Below are 22,781 nucleotides of genomic sequence, written 5' to 3'. Positions count from 1 at the left end.
GCTTGCCCCACGCCAACCCTCAAACAGTCAGTAAAGGTCGACCGGATCGACATCCAGCGACCAGCGCACCTGGCGCCCCGACGGCATCTGCTCCAACACTAGCAACCAGGCACTGATCAGTCGATGCAGGGGTGCCCGGGCATTGGCCTGGAGCAATAGTTGCGCACGGAACCTGCCCGCCCGTCGCTCCATGGGGGCCGGTACCGGGCCGAGCAACTCGATGCCATGCAGGCCCTGCTCGGCAAGTATGCGCTCGGCGGCGGCGCAGGCTTCGTCAAGGAAGCCTTCCGCCTGGCCCGGCTTGTGCGCGTCGGCGCGTAGCAGCGCCAGGTGGGCGAACGGCGGCAGCCCGGCCGCACGGCGCTCGCTCAAGGCCTGTTCGGCGAAGGCGAAGTAGCCCTGCTCGGTCAATTGCACCAGCAGTGGGTGATCGGCCAGGTGGGTCTGCACGATGACCTTGCCCGGTTCCTCGGCGCGCCCGGCCCTACCTGCCACCTGGACGATCAGCTGGGCCATGCGTTCGCTGGCGCGGAAGTCGCCGGAGAACAGTCCGCCGTCGGCATCGAGGATCGCGACCAGGGTGACGCGGGGGAAATGGTGCCCCTTGGCCAACATCTGGGTGCCCACCAGGATGCTCGGCTGGCCACGCTGGATGGTGGCGAACAGATTGTGCATGGCGTCCTTGCGCGAGGTGCTGTCGCGGTCCACGCGCAGGATCGGGTAGTCCGGGAACAGCACTTTCAGGCGCTCCTCGGCACGCTCGGTACCGGCGCCCACCGGGCGCAGGTCGACATGGGCGCATTGCGGGCACTGCAGCGGCAGGCGCTCGTCGTAGCCGCAATGGTGGCAGCGCAGCACGGCGGAGCGTTGGTGCACGGTCATGCGCGCATCGCAGCGCGGGCATTCGGAGAGCCAGCCGCAGTCGTGGCACAGCAATGTGGGGGCGAAGCCGCGACGGTTGAGGAACACCAGCACCTGCTGGCCGGCCTCGAGCGTCTGGCGGATGGCCTGCTGCAACGGGCCGCTGATGCCGCTGTCCAGTGGCAGGCTGCGTACGTCCAGGCGCAGGAAGCGGGGCGCCTTGGCGCCGCCGGCGCGCTGGTTCATGCGCAGCAGGCCGTAGCGGCCACTGTGGGCGTTGTGCAGGCTTTCCAGCGACGGTGTGGCCGAGCCCAGCAAGATCGGGATGTTCTCCTGGTGCGCACGCACCACGGCCAGGTCGCGTGCGTGGTAGCGCAGGCCTTCCTGCTGTTTATAGGAGCCGTCGTGCTCTTCGTCGATGATGATCAGGCCCGGGTTCTTCATCGGGGTGAACAGTGCCGAACGGGTGCCGATGATGATGTCCGCATCGCCATCGCGTGCCGCCAGCCAGGCGTCCAGGCGCTCGCGATCACCCACTGCCGAATGCAACAGGGCGATGCGCGCGTTGAAGCGTTGCTCGAAGCGTTGCAGGGTCTGCGGGCCGAGATTGATCTCGGGGATCAGGATAAGGGCCTGCTTGCCGGCTTCGAGCGTTTCGCGAATCAGCTGCAGGTAGACCTCGGTCTTGCCGCTGCCGGTGACGCCGGCCAGCAGGTAGGCGTGGAAGGAGCCGAAGCCCGAGCGCACGGCCTCGAAGGCAGCGCGCTGTTCCTCGTTGAGCGGCAGTTCCGGTTGGGCCAGCCAGTGCTCGTGGCGGGCGGCCGGCAGGTGGCGGCGGACTTCGACTTCCACCAGCTCCTTGGCCAGCAGCAGGTCGAGGCTGTCCTTGTTCAGGCCAAGCTTGCTCAATAGGCTGTGGGCCACGCCGTGAGGGTGCTGCGACAGGGTCTTGAGAGCGTCGCGCTGGCGCGGGGCGCGGGCGATGCGCGGGTCTTCCAGGCGCGCACCGGGCGCGACATGCCAGAAGCGTTCCTGGCGTGCCTCGGCCGGTTCGCCCTGGCGCAGCAGCGTCGGCAGGGCCCAGTTGAGGGTGTCGCCCAGGCTGTGCTGGTAGTACTGGGCCGTCCACAGGCACAGCTTGAACAATGCCGGCGGCAGGGGGGAGACCGGGTCGAGCAGGGCGCTGGCCGGCTTGAGCTTGTCGGCGGGCACTTCGCTGTGCTCGGCGACTTCCACCAGCACCCCGATCATCTCGCGGCGGCCGAACGGCACGCGGATGCGCATGCCGGGTGTCAATGCCTGGCGCGCCATGCTCGCGGGCGCCCGGTAGTCGAACAGGCGACGCAGGGGCGAGGGCAGGGCAAGGCGCAGAATGACGTCGGACACGCGGAAGGTCTCTGGAGGGCGTTTCACAAATCAGGCGAGCCTAGCAGACGACGGTCGGTGCAAGCGACAACTTGCGCTACGGCTGCTCTCTGGTATTATTCGCCGCCTAATTACGTGCGGTATTCAACAATAGGTGTTGGGTGGCGGCACGCAGCTCGAGGAAGTGACCATGAAAGCAGATATTCATCCGAACTACGAAGTAGTTGCAGTCACCTGCAGCTGCGGCAACAAGTTTGAAACTCGTTCGACCATGGGCAGCGTCCTGGCGATCGACGTTTGCAACCTGTGCCACCCGTTCTACACCGGTAAGCAGAAAGTCCTGGACACCGGCGGCCGCGTACAGAAGTTCGCCGATCGCTTCGGCATGTTCGGTGCCAAGAAGTAATCATGCACATGGCGAAGCCTTCGGGGTTCGCGCTGTTGCAAAAGAAGGCGCCCCTTGTGGGCGCCTTTTTTGTGGGCGCGATCTGGCACTTCCCGGCGCTGGCCTTCTGCCCGATGCCCGACAGGGTGCAAGCGGTGGCGGTACGCCAAGTGGTCGACGGCGACACCTTGCGCCTGAGCGATGGACGCAGCGTGCGGCTGATCGGTATCAACGCCCCCGAGATCGGCCACAAGGGGCGCCCCAGCGAACCTTATGCCGAGGCTGCCAAGAAGCGCCTGCAGGCGCTGGTGCAGGCTAGCGATGGCCGTGTCGGGCTGGTTCCGGGCGTCGAACCCAAGGACAAGTACGGCCGTATCCTGGCGCATATCTATGGCCGCACTGGCAACAATCTGGAAGCACAACTGCTCAGCGAGGGCCTGGGCTACCAGATAGCGATTGCACCCAACGTGCAACTGTCGGGCTGCCAGCAGCAGGCCGAGCAGCAGGCGCGCAAGGCCAGGGCAGGGCTGTGGCGACAATCGCCGGTCACGCGTGGGCGCGATGTGCGGCAATCCGGATTCGCGGTGATCGGCGGCAGGATCAACGGGGTCGAGCGCAATCGCGGCGGCATCTGGCTGGAACTTGACGAGGGCGTGGTCCTGCAGGTTCCCGCTCGTCTGCAGCGCCACTTCCCCGCCAGCTTCTTCGCTAACCTCAAGGGACGCCAGGTCGAGGCGCGTGGCTGGGTGCTGGATCGTTCCCGCAAGGGCGGGCTCAAGCCTGGGCAGAGACGCTGGCTGTTGCCATTGACCGATCCGAGCATGTTGGCGCTTGTTTCTGGCTAAATAGTTGTAGACATTTTGCTATTGGATTGTACACACTGGCTCCCGTAAGCCCCGTGGGTTATAGCGTAAAGTCGTAGGCCAAAGGCCTTGACACATAGTGACCGGGCAGTCTTGTCGCCCCCCGGCTCTTTGCGTATCCTCGGCGGTCCGTCAGAACAGTAAATAGCGGAATGCCCATCATGTCAGACCTGAAAACCGCCGCTCTCGAATACCACGCTCAGCCTCGTCCGGGGAAACTGAGCGTCGAGCTCTCCAAGCCAACCGCCACCGCCCGTGACCTTGCCCTGGCCTACAGCCCGGGTGTCGCCGAGCCTGTGCGCGAGATCGGCCGTGATCCGGAGCTGGCCTACAAGTACACCGGCAAGGGCAACCTGGTTGCGGTGATCTCCGATGGCACCGCCATCCTCGGTCTGGGTGACCTCGGCCCACTGGCCTCCAAGCCGGTCATGGAAGGCAAGGGTGTTCTGTTCAAGCGTTTCGCCGGTATCGACGTGTTCGATATCGAAGTCGAGTCGGAGAGCCCGCAAGCCTTCATCGACACCGTTCGCCGCATCTCCATCACCTTCGGCGGCATCAACCTGGAAGACATCAAGGCACCTGAGTGCTTCGAGATCGAGCGCACGCTGATCGAGCAGTGCGACATTCCCGTCTTCCACGATGACCAGCACGGCACCGCGATCGTTACTGCGGCCGGCATGATCAACGCCCTGGAAATCGCCGGCAAGAAGCTCGAAGACGCCAAGATCGTCTGCCTGGGCGCCGGTGCCGCGGCCATCTCCTGCATGAAACTGCTGGTGAGCATGGGTGCCAAGGTCGAGAACATCTTCATGATCGACCGCAGCGGCGTGATTCACGCTGGCCGCGACGACCTGAACCAGTACAAGGCCCAGTTCGCCCACGCCACCGACAAGCGCACCCTGGCTGACGCCCTGGACGGCGCAGACGTGTTCGTCGGCTTGTCCGGCCCGAACCTGCTGAGCGCCGAAGGCCTGAAGTCGATGGCCGCCAACCCGATCGTGTTCGCCTGCTCGAACCCGGACCCGGAAATCGCCCCGGAGCTGGCTCACGCCACCCGCAGCGACGTGATCATGGCCACCGGTCGTTCCGACTACCCTAACCAGGTCAACAACGTACTGGGCTTCCCGTTCATCTTCCGTGGTGCCCTGGACGTTCGCGCCAAGCGCATCAACGAAGAGATGAAGATCGCTGCCGCCATCGCCCTGAAGGACCTGGCCAAGCTGCCGGTGCCGAAGGAAGTCTGCGAAGCCTATGGCGTGCAAGCCCTGGAGTTCGGCCGTGAGTACATCATTCCGAAGCCGCTGGACGCACGCCTGATCACCGTGGTTTCCGATGCCGTGGCCAAGGCCGCCATCGAGTCCGGTGTGGCTACCCTGCCATATCCGAAGCACTACCCGCTCAAGAGCGTGGATGACGTGTTCAACGGCTGATCCAGTCGTAGCGTCATGAAAAGCCCCGGCTCGCAAGAGTCGGGGCTTTTTGTTGGGCGGGGAAAACATCGCGGGGCCTGTCCGTTCCCACAAGCACCTGCCTACGCTCGTGCGTGGGAGCGGGCTTGCCCCGCGATGGGCCGATGGATCAGAACAGATCCATCGGCGCTGCTTCATCTGCCGGCAGCGGGCTGCCCGGTGCTGCACCGTTGCCCAGTTCGTCCGCCGATGGTGGCGAGTCCTCGGCCTTGAACAGTTCGAAATAGGCGTTCGGCGTGCTCGGTGTAGCGGCGCGGCCGCTGATCGGGTCGACGCGCAGGCTGAGGATGCCCTCGGGTTCGGCTGGCGGATGCTCGGGCATACCCTTGAGCGCGGCGCCCATGAAGCTCATCCAGATCGGCAGGGCCACGGTGCCACCGTATTCGCGGCGCCCCAGGGTTTCCGGCTGGTCGAAGCCGACCCATACGGTGGTGACGTAGTCGGCGTTGTAGCCGGAGAACCAGGCATCCTTGGATTCGTTGGTGGTGCCGGTCTTGCCCGCCAGGTCCGAACGGCCGAGGGCCAGGGCGCGACGGCCGGTACCACGCTTGATCACGTCCTGCAGCATGGTGGTGAGAATGTACGAGGTGCGCCCGTCGATGATCTGCTCGGCCACGGCGGGGACCTGGGGTACTTGGGGAGCCGGGGTGATCTGGCCTGCGGCCAGCGGCGCCTCGCCTGGCATCGGGGCGGCGCTGATGGGTGCCTCAGGTGCGGCGAGGCCAACCTGGTCCTGGCTGCCCTGCGGCACGCGTGGCGGGTTGGCGGTGAACAGGGTTTCGCCGTTGCGGCTCTCGACACGCTCGATCAGGTACGGGCTGATCTTGTAGCCGCCGTTGGCGAAGGTGCTCCAGCCGGTGGCGATCTCCATCGGCGTGAGCGTCGCGGTGCCCAGTGCCAGCGACAGGTTGCGCGGCAGGTCCTGCTTGTTGAAGCCGAACTTGGCGATGTAGTCGATGGTGCGATCCACGCCCATGGCTTGCAGCAGGCGGATCGATACGAGGTTGCGCGACTTGTACAACGCCTCGCGCATGCGGATCGGGCCGAGGAAGGTATTGGTGTCGTTCTTCGGGCGCCAAACCTTGTCCAGGTACTCGTCGACGAACACGATCGGGGCGTCGTTGACCAGGCTGGCGGCGGTGTAGCCGTTGTCCAGGGCGGCGCTGTAGACGAATGGCTTGAAGCTCGAGCCTGGCTGGCGCTTGGCCTGCACGGCGCGGTTGTAGTTGCTCTGCTCGAAGGAGAAACCGCCGACCAGAGCGCGGATGGCACCGTTGTAAGGATCGAGGGTGACCAGTGCGCTCTGGGCGCCGGGCACCTGGCTGAACTTGAGCTTGCCATCTTCCAGGCGTTGCAGGCGCACCAGGTCGCCGACCTGGGCCACATCGGCCGCTGATTGCGGCGAGCGCCCCTGCGAGTTGCTGTTGAGATAAGGGCGGGCCCACTTCATGGTGTCCCAGGCGACGCTTTCCTCCAGGCCGCCACGGGTCATCACCTTCAGCCCGGTCTTCTCGACCTGGGTGACGATGGCGGGCTCCAGGCCCCCCAGGGTGCGCTGCTTGCTCAGCTCCTGCAGCCAGGCCGCACGCGTCTTGCCAGGGAAGCGCGCCTCGGGGCCTCGGTAGCCATGACGTTCGTCGTACTCGCTGAGGCCGTTGAGGACCGCGCTGTTGGCCATCTGCTGCATGTCGCTCGGCACTGTGGTGGTGACCCGGAAGCCTTCGGTGTAGGCGTCGCTGCCGTAGCGGCCGACCATCTCGGCGCGGGCCATCTCGGCGACGTACGGCGCATTCACTTCCGGGGTCGGCACATGGTAGCTGGCATTCAGTGGTTCACCGAGGGCGGCCTGGTAGCTGGCCTCGTCGATCTTGCCGAGCTTGTACATGCGCCCGAGGATCCAGTCGCGGCGCTCCTTGGCGCGTACCGGGTTGGCCAGCGGGTTGAAGCGCGAGGGTGCCTTGGGCAGGCCGGCGATCATGGCCATCTGCGCCAGGCTGACGTCGCGAATCGACTTGCCGTAGTACACCTGCGCCGCGGCGTCGATACCGTAGGCACGGTTGCCCAGGTAGATCTTGTTGACGTACAGCTCGAGGATTTCGTCCTTGGTCAGTTCCCGCTCGATCTGCAGGGCCAGGAGAATCTCGTTGGTCTTGCGCGAGAAGCTGCGCTCGCTGGTGAGGAAGAAGTTCTTCGCCACCTGCATGGTGATGGTGCTGCCGCCGCTCTGGATATGCCCGGACTTGACCAGCTGCGAGGCCGCACGCATCAGGCTGCTGGGGTCGACGCCATAGTGATTGAGGAAATTGTCGTCCTCGGCGGACAGAAGCGCCTGGATGAACTGTGGGGGAATTTCCTGGAACTTGATCGGCGAGCGCCGCATCTCGCCGAACTCGGCGATCAGCTTGCCGTCGCTGCTGTAGACCCTCAGGGGGATTTGCAACTGGACGCTTCTGAGCGCGTCGACCGAGGGCAGGCTGGGACTAAGATACAGAAACGCACCGCTCACACCGAGTACGAGCGCGCAGATGACGGCGACGAGAGACCACCAGAAGAACTTCAGCAGGCGTATCAAGGCTTTTGGGTGTCCAGGTTGAGAGTGGATTGCGCGCAGGGCCGGCGGACAGGAAAAACGCTGGCCATTATAAGCATTTTTCGTCCCGCCGGGTGACCGCCCGGGGAGAGCGACGACCGCCTGCGCCGCAAGGGTTCGGGCAGTCAATGACCAGGAAGGAACAGCCATGCTTGGACGCTTTGGCAGGGGCACCGGTTCACTGCTGGGGGTGGAAATAGCCTCCGATGCCATACGAATGCTGCACCTGCGCCGCCAACGTGGCGGTTGTCGGGTGATGGGCTGGGCGCAGGAGCGCCTTGGGGCAGCGCCAGGTAGCTCATTGGGGAGTGACCAGATGGAATACCTGGTCGCGGGTTTGCGGCAGGCCCATGCCCGGTGTCGAACTTCGCAGTGCCGGGCCGCCCTGGCGTTGCCTGCATCGCAGGTCATCTGCAAGGTTTGCCGCCTGCCTGCCGAGTTGCCCGGCCATGCCGTCGAAGCTGCCTTGCTTGCGCAGGCCGAGCAGCTGTTTCCCTTTCCTGTGGAGGACCTTGCCCTGGATTTTCAGGTGCATGGCCCGTGCGCGGAGGATGCCGGGCAGGTCGAGGTGTTGGTGGTGGCCTGTAAGCAAAGTCAGCTCGACCCACTGGAGCGGGTGTTCGCGCAAGCCGGCCTGCAGTTGGTGGCCGTGGAGGTGGACAGTTTCGCGTTGCGGCGGGCGCTGGTGCCTGAACCGCAGGCAGGCGTCACGGCGCTGCTGCGGTTGGAGCCGGACGAAGTGATCCTGCACCGTTGGCAGGGAGGCCGCGTGCCGCATCGGCAGCGCATTGCCTTGCCTTCTATGGAGCGTTGGGCCGAGGCTGTCGATGGGCTCTGGCAGTCGGATATCCAGGGCGCGCTTGAGCAGGTTGTGTTGTTCGGGGCCGGCGCCGATGAGGCTCGAGCGGCAGACTTGTCGGAGCGTCTGGGCGTGAAATGCCATGTCGGTCGCCCGGGCCCTCTGGTCAGCGGTTTCGATGAAACCAGCGTGCCCGCTGCTGCCATGGCCCTGGCCTGTGGCTTGGCAATGGGAGGCCCGGTATGAAAGGGCGACTGAACCTGATGCCCTGGCGCGAACAACGCCGGGCAAGCGCTGTGCGGCGATTCCAGATCACCCTGGTCGGCACGCTTGTGGTGGCGCTGTGCGGGGTGATGTTGCTTGATCGAATGGCGCGGTCGCGTCTGGCCAGGCAGGCGCAGGCTGTCGCCACGCAGCAGGCGGCCGTTGAGCGGTTGGACGCTTCGCTGCGGCAGATCGATAAGTTGCGTGAAGCACGGGATGCGTTGTTGGCCCAGCAAGCGGCGGTGTCTGCGCTGAGCGCCGGGCGGGCGCAGTTGCCTGGGCTGTTTCTCGCACTGGAGCAGGCAATGCCCGAAGGGGCGCGCTTGACCGAGGTGGGCGTGGAGGACGGGCGTCTGCGCCTTGCCGGGTTGGCAGCCTCTGCTTCAGTGGTGGCCAGGCTTATGCGCAGCCTGGAGCAGGTAAAGATGGTGCGGGACCTGGAGCTTGTTCACCTGCGGCGGCATGGCCAGGGCGATGAATTCCTGCTGGCGGCGCGCTTGTTGGCGGGTGAGTCATGAACCGCCTGTGGACCCAGGATTGGCAGGGCCTGGCGGCTCGATCTTGGTTGTTCCGGTGGATGGTGGCAGCAGGGCTGCTGTTTCTGGTGGCTTTCGCGGGTTACTTCGCCCGCCTGCGTGAGCCGCTCAATAGCCATGCCGAGGCAGTCCAGAGGCAGCTGCAGCTACAAAGTGTTCTGGCGGATGGGGCGGGAAAACCTGTCGAGCTGGAGCGAGCGCAGCAGGCTCTGGAGCAAGCCAGGACGGGACTGCAAGCGTTGCGCTGGCGACTGGCCGCGGGAGAGGGCATGAGTGAACTGCTCGACCAGCTGGCCCTGTCGGGCCATGAGCATGGCCTGTCGTTCGAGCGCATCGAAGTAAACGAAGCGCAGCAGGTTGCAGGGTACCGCTTGCAGCCTCTGGAGATCAGTGTGCACGGGCGCTACCCGGCGTTGCGCTTGTGGCTTGAGCAGTGGCTGCAGCAGTTGCGTTTGTTGAGCGTTCCCCAGCTCAGGCTGGCCTTGCAGGAAGAAGGCTCAGGAGTGGTTGGCGCACGGTTGCTGATACATGCCTATCACCCAGGGGAAGAGCTACCCGTGCCGGCTGCGCTGGCGGATGAACCTGCCCAGGCTGCTCTGTCGAAGGCCACGTTCGATCCATTTCAGGCTTGGTTGCCCGCCACACAGGGTAAAGAGCTGCGGCAAATTCCCTTGGCGCGACTGGAAATGGTCGGAAGCCTGTCCCAGTCAGGGCGCCGGCAGGCATTGTTGCGTTCGGCGGGGCACTTGTATCGGGTCGGGCAAGGCGACCGGCTCGGATTGGATGAGGGGGTCGTGGTGGCAATCGATGCCGATCGGCTGGAGGTCCGCGAACGGATCTACATCGGCGGGCGCTGGCAGGCGCGTCCCAGATATCTGGTGCTTGTAAAACGTGAGCAAGGGGAGGTCAAGGATGAGACCGAAGCGATGGTTGAGCGGCGTGGGGTTGATGTTGAGCATCCTGGCGGTGCAGGCAGCGGAGCTTCAGGGTGAGCCGATGTCGCTCGACTTCCAGGATGTCGAGTTGCGCTCGGTGCTTCAGGTCATGGCCGAGCACGCCGGCGTCAACCTGGTTGCCAGTGATTCGGTGCAGGGGCGGATAACCCTGCGCCTGGAGGAGGTGCCCTGGGGCCAGGCCCTCGACCTGGTGCTGCGCAGCAAGGGACTGGGCAGACGCCAGGAGGGCAATGTGCTGCTGATCGCTCCCGTTGCGGAGCTGGCCGGGCGGGCCGGGGGCATGGGCGAGGAGGTGTTGCTGGAACCCTTGCGGCGTGAGCTGATCCCGGTCTTTCATGCCAAGGCCGCCGAGCTGGCGGAACTGTTGCTGGCGAGCCTGGCCGATGACGGCATTCTGACCGGGCGTGGCAGCCTCGGTGTGGATGCGCGGACCAACACGCTGGTGGTCACATTGCCTGGCGAACGGCTTGCCGAGCTGCGCAGGCTGGTGGCGCAGTTGGATGTGCCGGTGCGCCAGGTCATGATCGAGGCGCGTATCGTCGAGGCCAGCGTCGATTACGAGAAGGCCCTGGGCGTGCGATGGGGTGGCCCGTTGTATGGGGTGGACAGTCGGCTGGGCAGCGACCTGTTCGTCGACCTTGGGGTCGAGCGGGCCAATGCCGGGCTCGGCGTGGGGTTGCTGCGCAGCGACATTTTGCTGGACCTGGAACTCAGCGCCATGGAGAAGAGCGGCAATGGCGAGATCATTTCCCAGCCCAAGGTGGTCACCGCCGACAAGGAAACCGCGCGCATACTCAAGGGCACCGAAGTGCCGTATCAGGAGACCACGCGCAGTGGCGCCACTTCCATTTCCTTTCGCGAGGCCTCTCTGTCGCTGGAGGTTACGCCGCAGATCACCCCGGATGGCAAGGTAGTGATGGATGTGCGTGTGACCAAGGACGAGCCCGACTTCATCAATGCGCTGAACGATGTGCCGCCGATCCGCAAGAACGAGGTCACGGCAAAGGTCCGGGTGGCCGATGGGCAGACCATTGTGATTGGCGGCGTGTACTCGACGTCGCAGAACAAAGTGGTCGACAAGGTGCCATTTTTCGGCGATCTGCCGTATGTTGGGCGGCTGTTTCGACGCGATGCATTACAAGAGAAAAAATCCGAGCTGCTGGTCTTCCTGACTCCGCGTATCATGAGTGACCAGGCGATTGCTGTGAGTCGTTGATTCTGTGCGAAATTTGATACTTGTAGGGCCCATGGGCGCTGGAAAAAGCACCATCGGGCGCCTGTTGGCCAAAGAGCTGCGCCTGCTGTTCAAGGATTCCGACAAGGAAATCGAGCTGCGAACCGGCGCCAACATCCCGTGGATCTTCGACAAGGAAGGCGAGCCGGGCTTTCGCGACCGCGAGCAGGCGATGATCGCCGAACTCTGCGCGCTTGATGGCGTGGTCCTGGCGACCGGTGGCGGCGCGGTGATGCGCGACGCCAACCGTGCCGCGCTGCATGCCGGTGGCCGGGTGATCTACCTGCATGCCTCGGTGGAGCAGCAGGTGGGGCGCACCTCCCGTGACCGCAACCGACCGTTGCTGCGCACCGCCAACCCGGAAGCCACCTTGCGTGCCCTGCTTGAAACACGCGACCCGCTCTATCGCGAGATTGCCGACCTGGTGGTGGAAACCGACGAACGGCCACCGCGCATGGTCGTGCTCGACATTCTCGAGCGTCTGCAGAAGTTGCCGCCCCGCTGAGCGGGGTCTATCCTCGGCGACCAACGCCGAGACGGGGTTGAACGTCACCGCGTGGGGCCATAGTGCCACCGCGCCCAAGTACATTGTGGGGATACATGCAGACACTTAAGGTCGACCTGGGCGAGCGTAGCTACCCGATCTACATTGGCGAAGGCCTGCTTGACCAGCCCGAGCTGCTGGCGCCGCACATTGCCGGCCGGCAGGTCGCCATCGTCTCCAACGAGACCGTCGCGCCCCTGTACCTCGAACGCCTGAGCAAGACCCTGGGTGCCTACTCGGTGCTGCCGGTGGTGTTGCCCGACGGCGAGGCCCACAAGAACTGGGAAACCCTGCAACTGATCTTCGATGCCCTGCTGACCGCGCGTCATGACCGGCGCACCACCGTGGTCGCCCTCGGTGGCGGCGTGATCGGTGACATGGCCGGCTTTGCCGCAGCCTGCTACCAGCGTGGGGTCGATTTCATCCAGGTGCCGACCACGCTGCTGTCCCAGGTGGACTCCTCGGTGGGCGGCAAGACCGGCATCAACCACCCGCTGGGCAAGAACATGGTCGGTGCCTTCTACCAGCCCAACGCGGTGCTGATCGACACCACCAGCCTGAAAACCTTGCCCGCGCGTGAGCTGTCCGCCGGTCTCGCCGAGGTCATCAAGTACGGCCTGATCTGCGACAAGCCATTCCTTGCCTGGCTCGAAGACAATATGCAGGCGCTGCGTGCCCTGGACTCCGTCGCCCTGACCGAGGCCATCCGTCGCTCCTGCGCGGCCAAGGCCGCCGTGGTTGGCGCTGATGAGCGCGAATCGGGCGTGCGTGCCACGCTCAACCTTGGCCACACATTCGGCCATGCCATCGAAACACACATGGGTTATGGCGTCTGGCTGCACGGCGAAGCCGTGGCGGCCGGCACGGTCATGGCCCTGGAAATGTCCATGCGCCTGGGCTGGATCGACCAGCCGGCGCGTGATCGCGGAATTCGCCTGCTGCAGGACGCAGGATTGCCGGTGGTGCCACCACAGGAAATGACCCCGGCGCATTTCATGGAGCACATGGCGGTCGACAAGAAAGTGCTCGACGGGCGCCTGCGTCTGGTGCTGCTGCGCCAGCTGGGCGAGGCCGTCGTCACCGACGACTATTCGACAGAGATTCTTCAGGCCACGCTGGCGGCGGATTACCGCGCGATCGTGGCCCAGCTTTGAGGTTGTGACAACGCAATGACCAGTCTGCATGCCGATGAGGCGTTTCTCGATCATTACCAGCTGAGCCACGATCCGTTCGCACCCCGGGTGCCCGGTTTCAAGTTCTTCCCCGCCCAGCGCAAACCAGTGCTTGGCCAGCTGCATCACCTGGCGCGCTACAGCCAGCTGATGCTGGCGGTCACCGGCCCTGTGGGCAGCGGCAAGACCCTGCTGCGCCAGGCCCTGGTGGCCAGCACCAACAAGCAGTCGGTGCAAAGCGTGGTGGTATCCGCCCGTGGCGCCAGTGACGCGGCCAGCGTGCTCGGCCAGGTGGCGCAGTCGCTGGGCGTGGCGCAGCCGGAAGTGCAGGCGATCCTGTCGCAGGTGGTGCAACTGGCGCTGACCGGCCAGGAAGTCTATCTGCTGGTGGACGATGCGGAACAACTGGACGAGTCGGCACTCCAAGCGTTGCTGGAGTTGGCGGCGGGTGTAGCCGAAGGGCGCCCGCACGTGTTCCTGTTCGGCGAGCCTTCGCTGATTGCCGGTTTGGATGAGCTCAATGCCGATGGCGAGCGATTCCACGTCATTGAACTGGCCCCGTACAGCGAGGAAGAAACCCGCGAGTACCTGGAGCAGCGCCTGGAGGGTGCTGGCCGGGGCATCGAGGTGTTCACCGCCGAGCAGATCGTCGACATCCACGAAAACTCCGACGGCTGGCCTGGGAACATCAACCAGGTCGCCCGCGATACCTTGATCGAAGCCATGATCGCCAGCCGTACCACGGTCAAGCGACCATCCATGGGGTTCAAAATGCCTAAGAAACACGTGCTCGCGTTGTCCGCAGTGGTCGTGGTCGCCGTTGGTGCGGCGGTCCTGATGCCCAAGAAAGGCGACAAGGCCCCGGCCGACGCGCCCCCCGCTGCCCAGGCCCAACTGCCCCTGGGCCAGGGCGGCAACGGCGGCGCGCCCGCCATCGAGTTCTCCGGCTCCTCGCAGCCGATGCCGTTGCCGCTGGTCGGTCAGTCGCAGCCGGTGATGCGCGAACCGCTGGCCCAGGCCGCTGGCATGGGTGAAGGTGAAGACGGCGGGCCGGCCGACAACACTGCGCTGCAGCCAGCCACGCCATCGGTTGCCGTGCCGCCGACCGTGACCACCATCGCGCCGCCGCAAGGTGCCACCGCCAGCCCTGCGCCGACTCCGGCCCAGCCGGTGACCAGCGCTCCGGTACAGCCGGTTGCGCCTGCGACAAAACCTGTAGCAACCCAGCCGGCAAAACCGGTTGCACCTGCCAAGCCAGCCCCGGCCCCGACCCAGGTCGCGAGCGCCAAGCCTGCAGCCAAACCCGCCGAGAAACCAGCTGCCGGCGGCGCCGGCAACAGCAGCTGGTACGCGGGCCAGAAGCCCGGTAATTACGTGGTGCAGATCTTCGGCACCAGCTCGGAAGCGTCGGCGCAGTCGTTCGTCAAGGCGCAGGGTGGCGACTATCGCTACTTCAGGAAAAACCTGCAGGGCAAGCCGCTGTACGTGGTGACCTACGGCAACTTCGCCAGCCGCGACGCCGCCGCTGCGGCAATCAAGAACTTGCCAGCCAAGGTCCAGGCTGGTAAACCTTGGCCACGTACCGTGGGCAGCGTCCAACAAGAGCTGGCCACGGCCCGCTGATACCTTCCGGGCGGCATCACCCCGCCGCCCAGTTGCTGAGCGACTTTCTAGCTTTCAACTAGCCTGCTGCGCCCGAGCGCGGCAGGCTTTTCTGTCCCAGACTGCCGGCCACAAGCCCTTTCTTGCAGTCCTGGCTGAAACGCTTCAGACTTCAGTCAAGCCGCTATCACGGCGTACGACTTAAAAACATTCAAAATTGCGACATAAATTTTCAATGGTGAGACATGAAAATTTGTGGGCGTCGCTGTCGCTGTGCAACAATGGTTTTCCATGGCCACCGCAAAAAAGCTGGCATTTGATCGGCGTGGATGGTAAGTGGTTGTTAAAAAAGAGATTTGCCTCCGGTTGAGAGGTGAACCTGGTGAGAAAGTGTCTATGAAAACAGGTCTGTACCATCCCGAAGAATTCAAGGACAACTGTGGTTTCGGCCTGATCGCCCATATGACGGGCGAGCCGAGTCACCACCTTCTGCAAACCGCCATGCAGGCGCTGACCTGCATGACCCACCGCGGCGGCATCAACGCCGACGGCAAGACCGGCGACGGTTGCGGTCTGCTCATGCAGAAGCCCGATCAATTCCTGCGCGCCGTGGCCCAGGAGCACTTCGCCGTCGAGCTGCCCAGGCAGTACGCCGTCGGCATGGTGTTCTTCAACCAGGACCCGGTCAAAGCCGAAGCCGCCCGCGCCAACATGGATCGCGAGATCGTCAACGCCGGCCTCAAGCTGGTGGGTTGGCGCAAGGTGCCGATCGATACCAGCGTCCTTGGCCGCCTGGCACTGGAGCGCCTGCCGCAGATCGAGCAGGTGTTCATCGGCGGCGAAGGCCTGAGCGATCAGGAATTCGCCATCAAGCTGTTCAGTGCCCGTCGCCGTTCGTCCGTGGCCAACGCCCACGACGCCGACCACTACATCTGCAGCTTCTCGCACAAGACCATCATCTACAAAGGCCTGATGATGCCGCGCGATCTCGCGGCGTTCTATCCGGACCTGGGTGACGAGCGCCTGCAGACCGCAATCTGCGTGTTCCACCAGCGCTTCTCCACCAACACCTTGCCGAAGTGGCCGCTGGCGCAGCCCTTCCGCTTCCTCGCCCACAACGGCGAGATCAACACCATCACCGGCAACCGCAACTGGGCCATGGCCCGTCGCACCAAGTTCGCCAATGACCTGATCCCCGACCTTGAAGAGCTCGGCCCGCTGGTCAACCGCGTCGGTTCCGACTCATCCAGCATGGACAACATGCTCGAGCTGATGGTCACTGGCGGCATCGACCTGTTCCGCGGCGTGCGCATGCTGGTACCGCCAGCCTGGCAGAACGTCGAGACCATGGACGCCGACCTGCGCGCCTTCTACGAATACAACTCCATGCATATGGAACCGTGGGATGGTCCGGCCGGTATCGTCATGACCGAAGGCCGCCACGCGGTGTGCCTGCTCGACCGCAACGGCCTGCGCCCGGCGCGTTGGGTGACCACCACCAACGGCTACATCACCATCGCCTCGGAAATCGGCGTGTGGGGCTACCAGCCCGAGGAAGTCCTGGCCAAGGGCCGTGTCGGCCCAGGCCAGATCCTGGCTGTCGATACCGAGACCGGCCAGATCCTCGACACCGACGCCATCGACAACCGCCTGAAGTCGCGCCACCCTTACAAGCGCTGGTTGCGCCAGCACGCCACGCGCATCCAGGCGACCCTGAGCGACGACCAGGGCGTGGCCAGCTACGACGCTGACCAGCTCAAGCAGTACATGAAGATGTTCCAGGTCACCTTCGAGGAGCGTGACCAGGTGCTGCGCCCGCTCGGCGAGCAGGGCCAGGAAGCGGTCGGTTCGATGGGCGACGACACGCCGATGGCCGTGCTGTCCCAGCGCGTGCGTTCGCCGTACGATTTCTTCCGCCAGCAGTTCGCCCAGGTGACCAACCCGCCGATCGACCCGCTGCGCGAAGCGATCGTGATGTCCCTGGAAATCTGCCTGGGCGCCGAGCGCAACATCTTCCAGGAGTCCCCCGAGCATGCCTCGCGGGTGATCCTCAGCTCGCCGGTCATCTCGCCCGCCAAGTGGCGTTCGTTGATGAACCTGGAGCGCGAAGGTTTCGACCGCCAGCTGATCGACCTCAACTATGAGCAAAGCCTCGGCCTTGAGGCGGCCATCCGCAATATCGCCGACCAGGCCGAAGAAGCGGTGCGCGGCGGCAAGACCCAGCTGGTGCTTAGCGACCGCTACATTGCCCCGGGCAAACTGCCGGTACACGCCTCCCTGGCCGTCGGTGCGGTGCACCACCGTCTGACCGAGCAGGGCTTGCGCTGCGACAGCAACATCCTGGTCGAGACCGCCACTGCCCGCGACCCGCACCACTTCGCCGTGCTGCTGGGCTTCGGTGCTTCGGCTGTCTATCCGTACCTGGCCTACGAAGTGCTGGCCGACCTGATCCGCACCGGCGAAGTGCTGGGCGATCTGGACGAAGTGTTCAAGTACTACCGCAAGGGCATCTCCAAGGGCCTGCTGAAGATCCTGTCGAAGATGGGCATCTCCACCATCACCTCTTACCGTGGCGCCCAGCTGTTCGAAGCCATCGGCCTGTCCGAGGAAGTGGTTGGCCTGAGCTTCAAGGGTGTGTCGAGCCGCATTAAGGGTGCGCGTTTCGAAGACCTGGAGAGCGACCAGAAGCTGCTCGCCGCCGAAGCCTGGAGCGCGCGCAAGCCGATCCAGCAAGGTGGCTTGCTCAAGTTCGTCCACGGCGGTGAGTACCACGCCTACAACCCGGACGTGGTCAACACCCTGCAGGCCGCCGTGCAACAGGGCGACTACGCCAAGTTCAAGGAGTACACCACGCTGGTCGACCAGCGTCCGGTGTCGATGATCCGCGACCTGCTGAAAGTGAAGGTGGCCGAACAGGCCCTGCCGTTGGATGAAATCGAGCCGCTGGACGCGATCCTCAAGCGCTTCGACTCCGCTGGTATCTCGCTGGGTGCATTGTCGCCAGAGGCGCACGAAGCCTTGGCCGAGGCCATGAACCGCCTGGGCGCGCGCTCTAACTCCGGCGAGGGCGGTGAAGACCCGGCTCGCTATGGCACCATCAAAAGCTCGAAGATCAAGCAGGTGGCCACCGGCCGCTTTGGCGTGACCCCGGAATACCTGGTCAATGCCGAAGTGCTGCAGATCAAGGTCGCCCAGGGCGCCAAGCCCGGCGAAGGCGGCCAGTTGCCGGGCGGCAAGGTCAACGGCCTTATCGCCAGGCTGCGCTACGCGGTGCCGGGCGTGACCCTGATTTCGCCACCGCCGCACCACGACATCTACTCGATCGAAGACCTGGCCCAGCTGATCTACGACCTCAAGCAGGTCAACCCGCAGGCCCTGGTCTCGGTCAAGCTGGTTGCCGAAGCCGGCGTGGGCACCATCGCCGCCGGCGTGGCCAAGGCCTATGCCGACCTGATCACCATTTCCGGCTACGACGGCGGTACCGGCGCTTCGCCGCTGACCTCGATCAAGTACGCCGGCGCTCCGTGGGAACTGGGCCTGGCTGAAACCCACCAGACCCTGCGCGGCAACGACCTGCGCGGCAAGGTGCGGGTACAGACCGATGGCGGCCTGAAAACCGGCCTGGACGTGATCAAGGCTGCGATCCTCGGCGCCGAGAGCTTCGGCTTCGGCACCGCGCCGATGATCGCCCTGGGCTGCAAGTACCTGCGCATCTGTCACCTGAACAACTGCGCCACCGGCGTGGCCACCCAGAACGACAAGCTGCGCAAGGACCACTACATCGGCACCGTCGACATGGTGATCAACTTCTTCACCTTCGTCGCCGAAGAAACCCGCGAGTGGCTGGCCAAGCTGGGCGTGCGCAGCCTGGGCGAGCTGATCGGCCGTACCGACCTGCTCGATGTGCTGCCGGGCGACACCGAGCGCCAGGGCCACCTCGACCTGTCGCCGCTGCTGGGCAGCTCGCACATTCCGGCCGACAAGCCGCAGTTCTGCCAAGTGGACAAGAACCCGCCGTTCGACCAGGGCGAACTGGCCGAGAAGATGGTCGCCATGGCCCTGCCGGCGATCCGCGACATGGCTGGTGGCGAATTCGCCATGGATATCTGCAACTGCGACCGTTCCATCGGTGCGCGCATCTCTGGCGAAATCGCCAGGCTGCACGGCAACCAGGGCATGGCCGCCGCGCCGATCACCTTCCGCTTCAAGGGCACCGCGGGCCAGAGCTTCGGCGTGTGGAACGCCGGCGGCTTGAACCTGCACCTGGAAGGCGACGCCAACGACTACGTCGGCAAGGGCATGACCGGGGGCAAGGTGACCATCGTGCCACCGGCCGGAAGCCCGTTCGAAACCCAGCACAGCGCCATCGTCGGCAACACATGCCTGTATGGCGCCACCGGCGGCAAGCTGTTCGCCGCTGGCACCGCGGGCGAGCGCTTCGCTGTACGTAACTCCGGCGCCCACGCTGTGGTCGAGGGCACCGGCGATCACTGCTGTGAATACATGACCGGCGGCTTTGTCTGCGTCCTGGGCAAGACCGGTTACAACTTCGGTTCTGGCATGACTGGCGGCTTCGCCTACGTGCTCGACATGGACAACAGCTTCTTCGACAAACTCAACCACGAGCTGGTGGAAATCCAGCGTATCAGTGGTGAGGCGATGGAAGCCTACCGCAGCCACCTGGCGCGGGTCCTGGGCGAGTACGTGGAAGAGACCGGCAGCGAGTGGGGGCGTGAGCTCTCGGAGAACCTGGACGACTACGTGCGGCGCTTCTGGCTGGTCAAGCCGAAGGCGGCCAACCTCAAGCACCTGTTGTCCAGCACCCGTGCCAACCCGCAGTAAGAACAGCTGCAAGTGGCGAGCCCCGTGTGCGGGGTTCGTCGGGCTTACGTGATCGTCTTGCAGCTTGCAGCGTGTAGCTGGCAACTGCGGTAAAGAGGTTTTGAAAAATGGCTGAACGTCTGAGCAACGACTTCCAGTTCATCGAAGTGGGGCGTAAAGACCCCAAGAAAAAGCTGCTGCGCCAGCGCAAGAAGGAGTTCGTCGAGATCTACGAACCCTTCAAACCGCAGCAGTCCGTGGAGCAGGCGCACCGCTGCCTGGGCTGCGGTAACCCGTATTGCGAGTGGAAGTGCCCGGTGCACAACTTCATCCCTAACTGGTTGAAGCTGGTTTCCGAGGGCAACATCCTGGCGGCAGCCGAGCTGTCGCACCAGACCAACACCCTGCCGGAAGTCTGCGGGCGTGTTTGCCCGCAGGATCGCCTGTGCGAGGGTGCCTGCACCTTGAACGACGGCTTCGGCGCGGTAACCATCGGCTCGGTGGAGAAGTACATCACCGACACCGCCTTCGCCATGGGCTGGCGCCCGGACATGTCCAAGGTCAAACCGACCGGCAAGCGTGTCGCCATCATCGGCGCCGGCCCGGCCGGACTGGGCTGCGCCGATGTGCTGGTACGTGCCGGCGTGACTCCGGTGGTGTTCGACCGCAACCCCGAGATTGGTGGTCTGCTGACTTTCGGCATTCCCGAGTTCAAGCTGGAAAAGACCGTGCTGAGCAATCGCCGCGAAGTCTTCACCGGCATGGGCATCGAGTTCCGCCTGAACACTGAGGTAGGCCGCGACATCACCATGGAGCAACTGCTCGCCGAGTACGACGCAGTGTTCATGGGCATGGGCACCTACACCTACATGAAGGGCGGCTTCCCCGGCGAGGACTTGCCGGGCGTGCACGACGCGCTGGACTTCCTGATCGCCAACGTCAACCGCAACCTGGGCTTTGAAAAGTCGCCGGAAGACTTCGTCGACATGCAGGGCAAGAAGGTCGTGGTGCTTGGCGGTGGCGACACCGCGATGGACTGCAACCGCACCTCGATCCGCCAGGGCGCCAAGTCGGTGACCTGTGCCTATCGCCGTGACGAGGCCAACATGCCGGGTTCGCGCAAAGAGGTGAAGAACGCCAAGGAAGAGGGCGTGAAGTTCCTCTACAACCGCCAGCCCATCGCCATCGTCGGCGAGGACAAGGTCGAGGGCGTGAAGGTGGTCGAGACCCGTCTCGGCGAGCCGGATGCCCGTGGTCGCCGCAGCCCCGAGCCAATCCCTGGCTCCGAGGAGATCCTGCCGGCCGACGCCGTGGTGATTGCCTTCGGCTTCCGTCCGAGCCCGGCGCCGTGGTTCGAGCAGTTCGGTATCCAGATGGACAGCCAGGGCCGCGTGGTGGCCCCGGAGAAGGGCAAGTTCAAGCACCAGACCAGCAACCCGAAAGTGTTTGCCGGTGGCGACATGGTGCGTGGTTCGGACCTGGTGGTGACGGCGATCTTCGAAGGGCGTACCGCAGCCGAAGGCATTCTGGATTACCTCGAAGTCTGATCCATCGCATCGCGGGGCAAGTCGGATCGCCGCACCGCCGCTTCGACTTGCCCCGCGATGCTTTTTGTATACAAAAATGCTTGATCCATGGCACCTGATAGACAAAACGCATGGCCATGGCCGTGCCTTTTGCGTCCGCGTCTGAGAAAATGCCCGCACTTTTTTTCCGGATGCCGACATGACTGCCCTGAAGAACGATCGTTTCCTGCGTGCACTGCTCAAGCAACCTGTAGATGTCACCCCGGTATGGATGATGCGCCAGGCCGGCCGCTACCTCCCGGAGTATCGCGCCAGCCGCGCCAAGGCCGGCGACTTCATGAGCCTGTGCATGAACCCGCAGTTCGCCTGCGAGGTCACCCTGCAGCCGCTGGACCGCTACCCGCTGGACGCGGCGATCCTGTTCTCGGACATCCTCACCATCCCCGACGCCATGGGCCAGGGCCTGTACTTCGAGACCGGCGAAGGCCCGCGCTTCAAGAAAGTCATCAGCACCCTGGCCGACATCGAAGCGTTGCCGATCCCCGATCCGCAGAAGGACCTGGGCTACGTGATGGACGCGGTCAGCACCATCCGCCGCGAACTCAATGGCCGCGTGCCGCTGATCGGTTTCTCCGGCAGCCCATGGACCCTGGCCACCTACATGGTGGAAGGTGGTTCGTCCAAGGACTTCCGCAAGATCAAGGCCATGGCCTATGACAACCCGCAGGCCCTGCACCTGCTGCTGGACAAGCTGGCGCAGTCGGTCACCAGCTACCTCAACGGGCAGATCCAGGCGGGCGCCCAGGCGGTGCAGATCTTCGATACCTGGGGTGGCAACCTATCGGCGGCGGCCTACCAGGAGTTCTCCCTGGCCTACATGCGCAAGATCGTCAGCGGCCTGATCCGTGAGCATGAAGGGCGCAAGGTGCCCGTGATCCTGTTCACCAAGAACGGTGGTCTGTGGCTGGAAAGCATCGCCGAGGCCGGCGCCGACGCGTTGGGCCTGGACTGGACCTGCGAGATCGGCGACGCTCGCCGCCGCGTCGGTGACAAGGTCGCGTTGCAGGGCAACATGGACCCGACCGTGCTGTATGCCAACCCTGCGGCCATCCGCAAGGAAGTCGCGCGCATCCTGGCCAGCTACGGCAAGGGCAGCGGCCACGTGTTCAACCTGGGCCATGGCATCACCCCGGAAGTCGACCCGGAGCACGCCGGCGTATTTATCAACGCCGTGCACGAGCTTTCGGCGCAGTACCACCAGTAACCGGTGTGCAACGCAAAAAGCCCGGCCAAGTGCCGGGCTTTTTGTTGTATTAAGTTTCAATTCAGCGATCGTCGGTAATCTGGTGCCATCAAAACGCAAACAGGACCCGATCACCATGAAAGCCCGTTACCTGCCCCTGATCCTCGCCCCACTGTTCAGCACCGCCGCCCTGGCCGCCGGCTACACCGGCCCCGGTGCCCAGTCCGTGACCACGGTGGCTGCCGCCAACGATGCCGCCGACGATACCCCGGTGGTGCTGCAAGGCTACGTGACCAAGAAGATCAACAACGACGACAAGTACGAGTTCAAGGACAACACCGGCACCATCACCGTCGAGATCGACGACGAAGACCTGCCAGCGACGCCGTTCAACGACAAGACCAAGGTCAAGCTGACCGGCGAGGTGGAAAAGCACCTGATGAGCCGTGAGGTGGATGTGGATATCGTCGAGATCATCAACTGATCCAAAGGCCTCATCGCCGCGGGGGGGGGGGGGGGGGGGGGGGGGGGGGGGGGGGGGGGGGGGGGGG

The 22,781-nt window shown here is 64.5% G+C and carries 16 protein-coding genes; 14 read left to right on the top strand and 2 right to left on the bottom strand.

Annotation, left to right across the window (positions count from 1 at the left end):
* Positions 1-27 precede the first annotated feature (27 nt).
* Positions 28-2,247 carry a primosomal protein N' gene (locus ACODS9_RS06025; RefSeq protein WP_489093499.1) on the bottom strand — a complete coding sequence of 740 codons (2,220 nt, stop codon included), beginning with the start codon at positions 2,245-2,247 and terminating at the stop codon, positions 28-30.
* Positions 2,248-2,416: 169 nt separating this feature from the next.
* On the opposite strand from ACODS9_RS06025, the gene rpmE reads away from it, so the two are divergent.
* The 3 genes from rpmE (at position 2,417) to ACODS9_RS06010 (ending at position 4,904) form a co-directional block, all read left to right on the top strand.
* Positions 2,417-2,632 carry a 50S ribosomal protein L31 gene (rpmE, locus tag ACODS9_RS06020; protein WP_031315083.1) on the top strand — a complete coding sequence of 72 codons (216 nt, stop codon included), beginning with the start codon at positions 2,417-2,419 and terminating at the stop codon, positions 2,630-2,632.
* Between the two features lie 2 nt (positions 2,633-2,634).
* Positions 2,635-3,456, top strand: coding sequence for a thermonuclease family protein (locus tag ACODS9_RS06015; RefSeq protein WP_489093498.1), 822 nt, complete (start codon positions 2,635-2,637; stop codon positions 3,454-3,456).
* A 179-nt stretch (positions 3,457-3,635) separates the two neighbouring features.
* Complete coding sequence (locus ACODS9_RS06010; RefSeq protein WP_046853841.1) at positions 3,636-4,904, top strand: malic enzyme-like NAD(P)-binding protein; 1,269 nt, start codon at positions 3,636-3,638, stop codon at positions 4,902-4,904.
* A gap of 148 nt (positions 4,905-5,052) precedes the next feature.
* Here the strand turns inward: ACODS9_RS06010 and ACODS9_RS06005 are convergent, their stop codons facing one another.
* The gene (locus ACODS9_RS06005) at positions 5,053-7,512 is read right to left on the bottom strand and encodes a penicillin-binding protein 1A (RefSeq protein WP_489093563.1); all 2,460 of its coding nucleotides are present in this window, start codon (positions 7,510-7,512) and stop codon (positions 5,053-5,055) included.
* 169 nt (positions 7,513-7,681) lie between these two features.
* On the opposite strand from ACODS9_RS06005, the gene pilM reads away from it, so the two are divergent.
* The 11 genes from pilM to ACODS9_RS05950 all read left to right on the top strand — a co-directional run bounded on the left by pilM (position 7,682) and on the right by ACODS9_RS05950 (position 22,714).
* Positions 7,682-8,578, top strand: a complete 897-nt coding sequence (gene pilM / locus ACODS9_RS06000; RefSeq protein WP_489093497.1) for a type IV pilus biogenesis protein PilM — start codon at positions 7,682-7,684, stop codon at positions 8,576-8,578.
* Positions 8,575-9,114, top strand: a complete 540-nt coding sequence (locus ACODS9_RS05995; RefSeq protein ID WP_489093496.1) for a PilN domain-containing protein — start codon at positions 8,575-8,577, stop codon at positions 9,112-9,114. Before pilM ends, ACODS9_RS05995 begins: the two co-directional genes overlap by 4 nt.
* Positions 9,111-10,124: a pilus assembly protein PilP gene (locus tag ACODS9_RS05990; RefSeq protein WP_489093495.1), complete on the top strand. Its 1,014-nt coding sequence runs from the start codon at positions 9,111-9,113 to the stop codon at positions 10,122-10,124. The genes ACODS9_RS05995 and ACODS9_RS05990 overlap by 4 nt, the downstream gene beginning before the upstream one ends.
* On the top strand, positions 10,081-11,304 hold the full coding sequence (locus tag ACODS9_RS05985; RefSeq protein WP_367858994.1) for a type IV pilus secretin PilQ: 1,224 nt from the start codon (positions 10,081-10,083) through the stop codon (positions 11,302-11,304). Before ACODS9_RS05990 ends, ACODS9_RS05985 begins: the two co-directional genes overlap by 44 nt.
* 4 nt (positions 11,305-11,308) lie before the next feature.
* Positions 11,309-11,827, top strand: a complete 519-nt coding sequence (gene aroK, locus ACODS9_RS05980; RefSeq protein ID WP_038706967.1) for a shikimate kinase AroK — start codon at positions 11,309-11,311, stop codon at positions 11,825-11,827.
* A gap of 95 nt (positions 11,828-11,922) precedes the next feature.
* Entirely contained in the window at positions 11,923-13,020 is a 1,098-nt protein-coding gene (gene aroB, locus ACODS9_RS05975) for a 3-dehydroquinate synthase (protein ID WP_023631794.1), read from the top strand.
* A 15-nt stretch (positions 13,021-13,035) separates the two neighbouring features.
* A complete protein-coding gene (locus tag ACODS9_RS05970) occupies positions 13,036-14,661 on the top strand; it encodes an AAA family ATPase (protein WP_489093494.1) in 1,626 nt (541 codons plus the stop codon).
* Positions 14,662-15,036: 375 nt separating this feature from the next.
* On the top strand, positions 15,037-19,482 hold the full coding sequence (gene gltB / locus ACODS9_RS05965; protein ID WP_489093493.1) for a glutamate synthase large subunit: 4,446 nt from the start codon (positions 15,037-15,039) through the stop codon (positions 19,480-19,482).
* A 107-nt stretch (positions 19,483-19,589) separates the two neighbouring features.
* Positions 19,590-21,008: an FAD-dependent oxidoreductase gene (locus ACODS9_RS05960; RefSeq protein WP_046853848.1), complete on the top strand. Its 1,419-nt coding sequence runs from the start codon at positions 19,590-19,592 to the stop codon at positions 21,006-21,008.
* A gap of 178 nt (positions 21,009-21,186) precedes the next feature.
* Positions 21,187-22,251, top strand: a complete 1,065-nt coding sequence (gene hemE, locus ACODS9_RS05955) for a uroporphyrinogen decarboxylase (RefSeq protein WP_046853849.1) — start codon at positions 21,187-21,189, stop codon at positions 22,249-22,251.
* 115 nt (positions 22,252-22,366) lie between these two features.
* Positions 22,367-22,714, top strand: coding sequence for a YgiW/YdeI family stress tolerance OB fold protein (locus tag ACODS9_RS05950; protein ID WP_046853850.1), 348 nt, complete (start codon positions 22,367-22,369; stop codon positions 22,712-22,714).
* Positions 22,715-22,781: the final 67 nt, after the last annotated feature.

The sequence above is a fragment of the Pseudomonas sp. FG36 genome, from assembly GCF_057809275.1.
This window is presented reverse-complemented; position numbering and strand designations above follow the sequence as displayed.

Bases quoted from the DNA above. Each gene is read 5' to 3' on its own strand.
- rpmE (WP_031315083.1), top strand. From the start codon at position 2,417: ATGAAAGCAGATATTCATCCGAACTACGAAGTAGTTGCAGTCACCTGC.
- ACODS9_RS06015 (WP_489093498.1), top strand. From the start codon at position 2,635: ATGCACATGGCGAAGCCTTCGGGGTTCGCGCTGTTGCAAAAGAAGGCG.
- ACODS9_RS06010 (WP_046853841.1), top strand. From the start codon at position 3,636: ATGTCAGACCTGAAAACCGCCGCTCTCGAATACCACGCTCAGCCTCGT.
- pilM (WP_489093497.1), top strand. From the start codon at position 7,682: ATGCTTGGACGCTTTGGCAGGGGCACCGGTTCACTGCTGGGGGTGGAA.
- ACODS9_RS05995 (WP_489093496.1), top strand. From the start codon at position 8,575: ATGAAAGGGCGACTGAACCTGATGCCCTGGCGCGAACAACGCCGGGCA.
- ACODS9_RS05990 (WP_489093495.1), top strand. From the start codon at position 9,111: ATGAACCGCCTGTGGACCCAGGATTGGCAGGGCCTGGCGGCTCGATCT.
- ACODS9_RS05985 (WP_367858994.1), top strand. From the start codon at position 10,081: ATGTTGAGCATCCTGGCGGTGCAGGCAGCGGAGCTTCAGGGTGAGCCG.
- aroB (WP_023631794.1), top strand. From the start codon at position 11,923: ATGCAGACACTTAAGGTCGACCTGGGCGAGCGTAGCTACCCGATCTAC.
- ACODS9_RS05970 (WP_489093494.1), top strand. From the start codon at position 13,036: ATGACCAGTCTGCATGCCGATGAGGCGTTTCTCGATCATTACCAGCTG.
- gltB (WP_489093493.1), top strand. From the start codon at position 15,037: ATGAAAACAGGTCTGTACCATCCCGAAGAATTCAAGGACAACTGTGGT.
- ACODS9_RS05960 (WP_046853848.1), top strand. From the start codon at position 19,590: ATGGCTGAACGTCTGAGCAACGACTTCCAGTTCATCGAAGTGGGGCGT.
- hemE (WP_046853849.1), top strand. From the start codon at position 21,187: ATGACTGCCCTGAAGAACGATCGTTTCCTGCGTGCACTGCTCAAGCAA.
- ACODS9_RS05950 (WP_046853850.1), top strand. From the start codon at position 22,367: ATGAAAGCCCGTTACCTGCCCCTGATCCTCGCCCCACTGTTCAGCACC.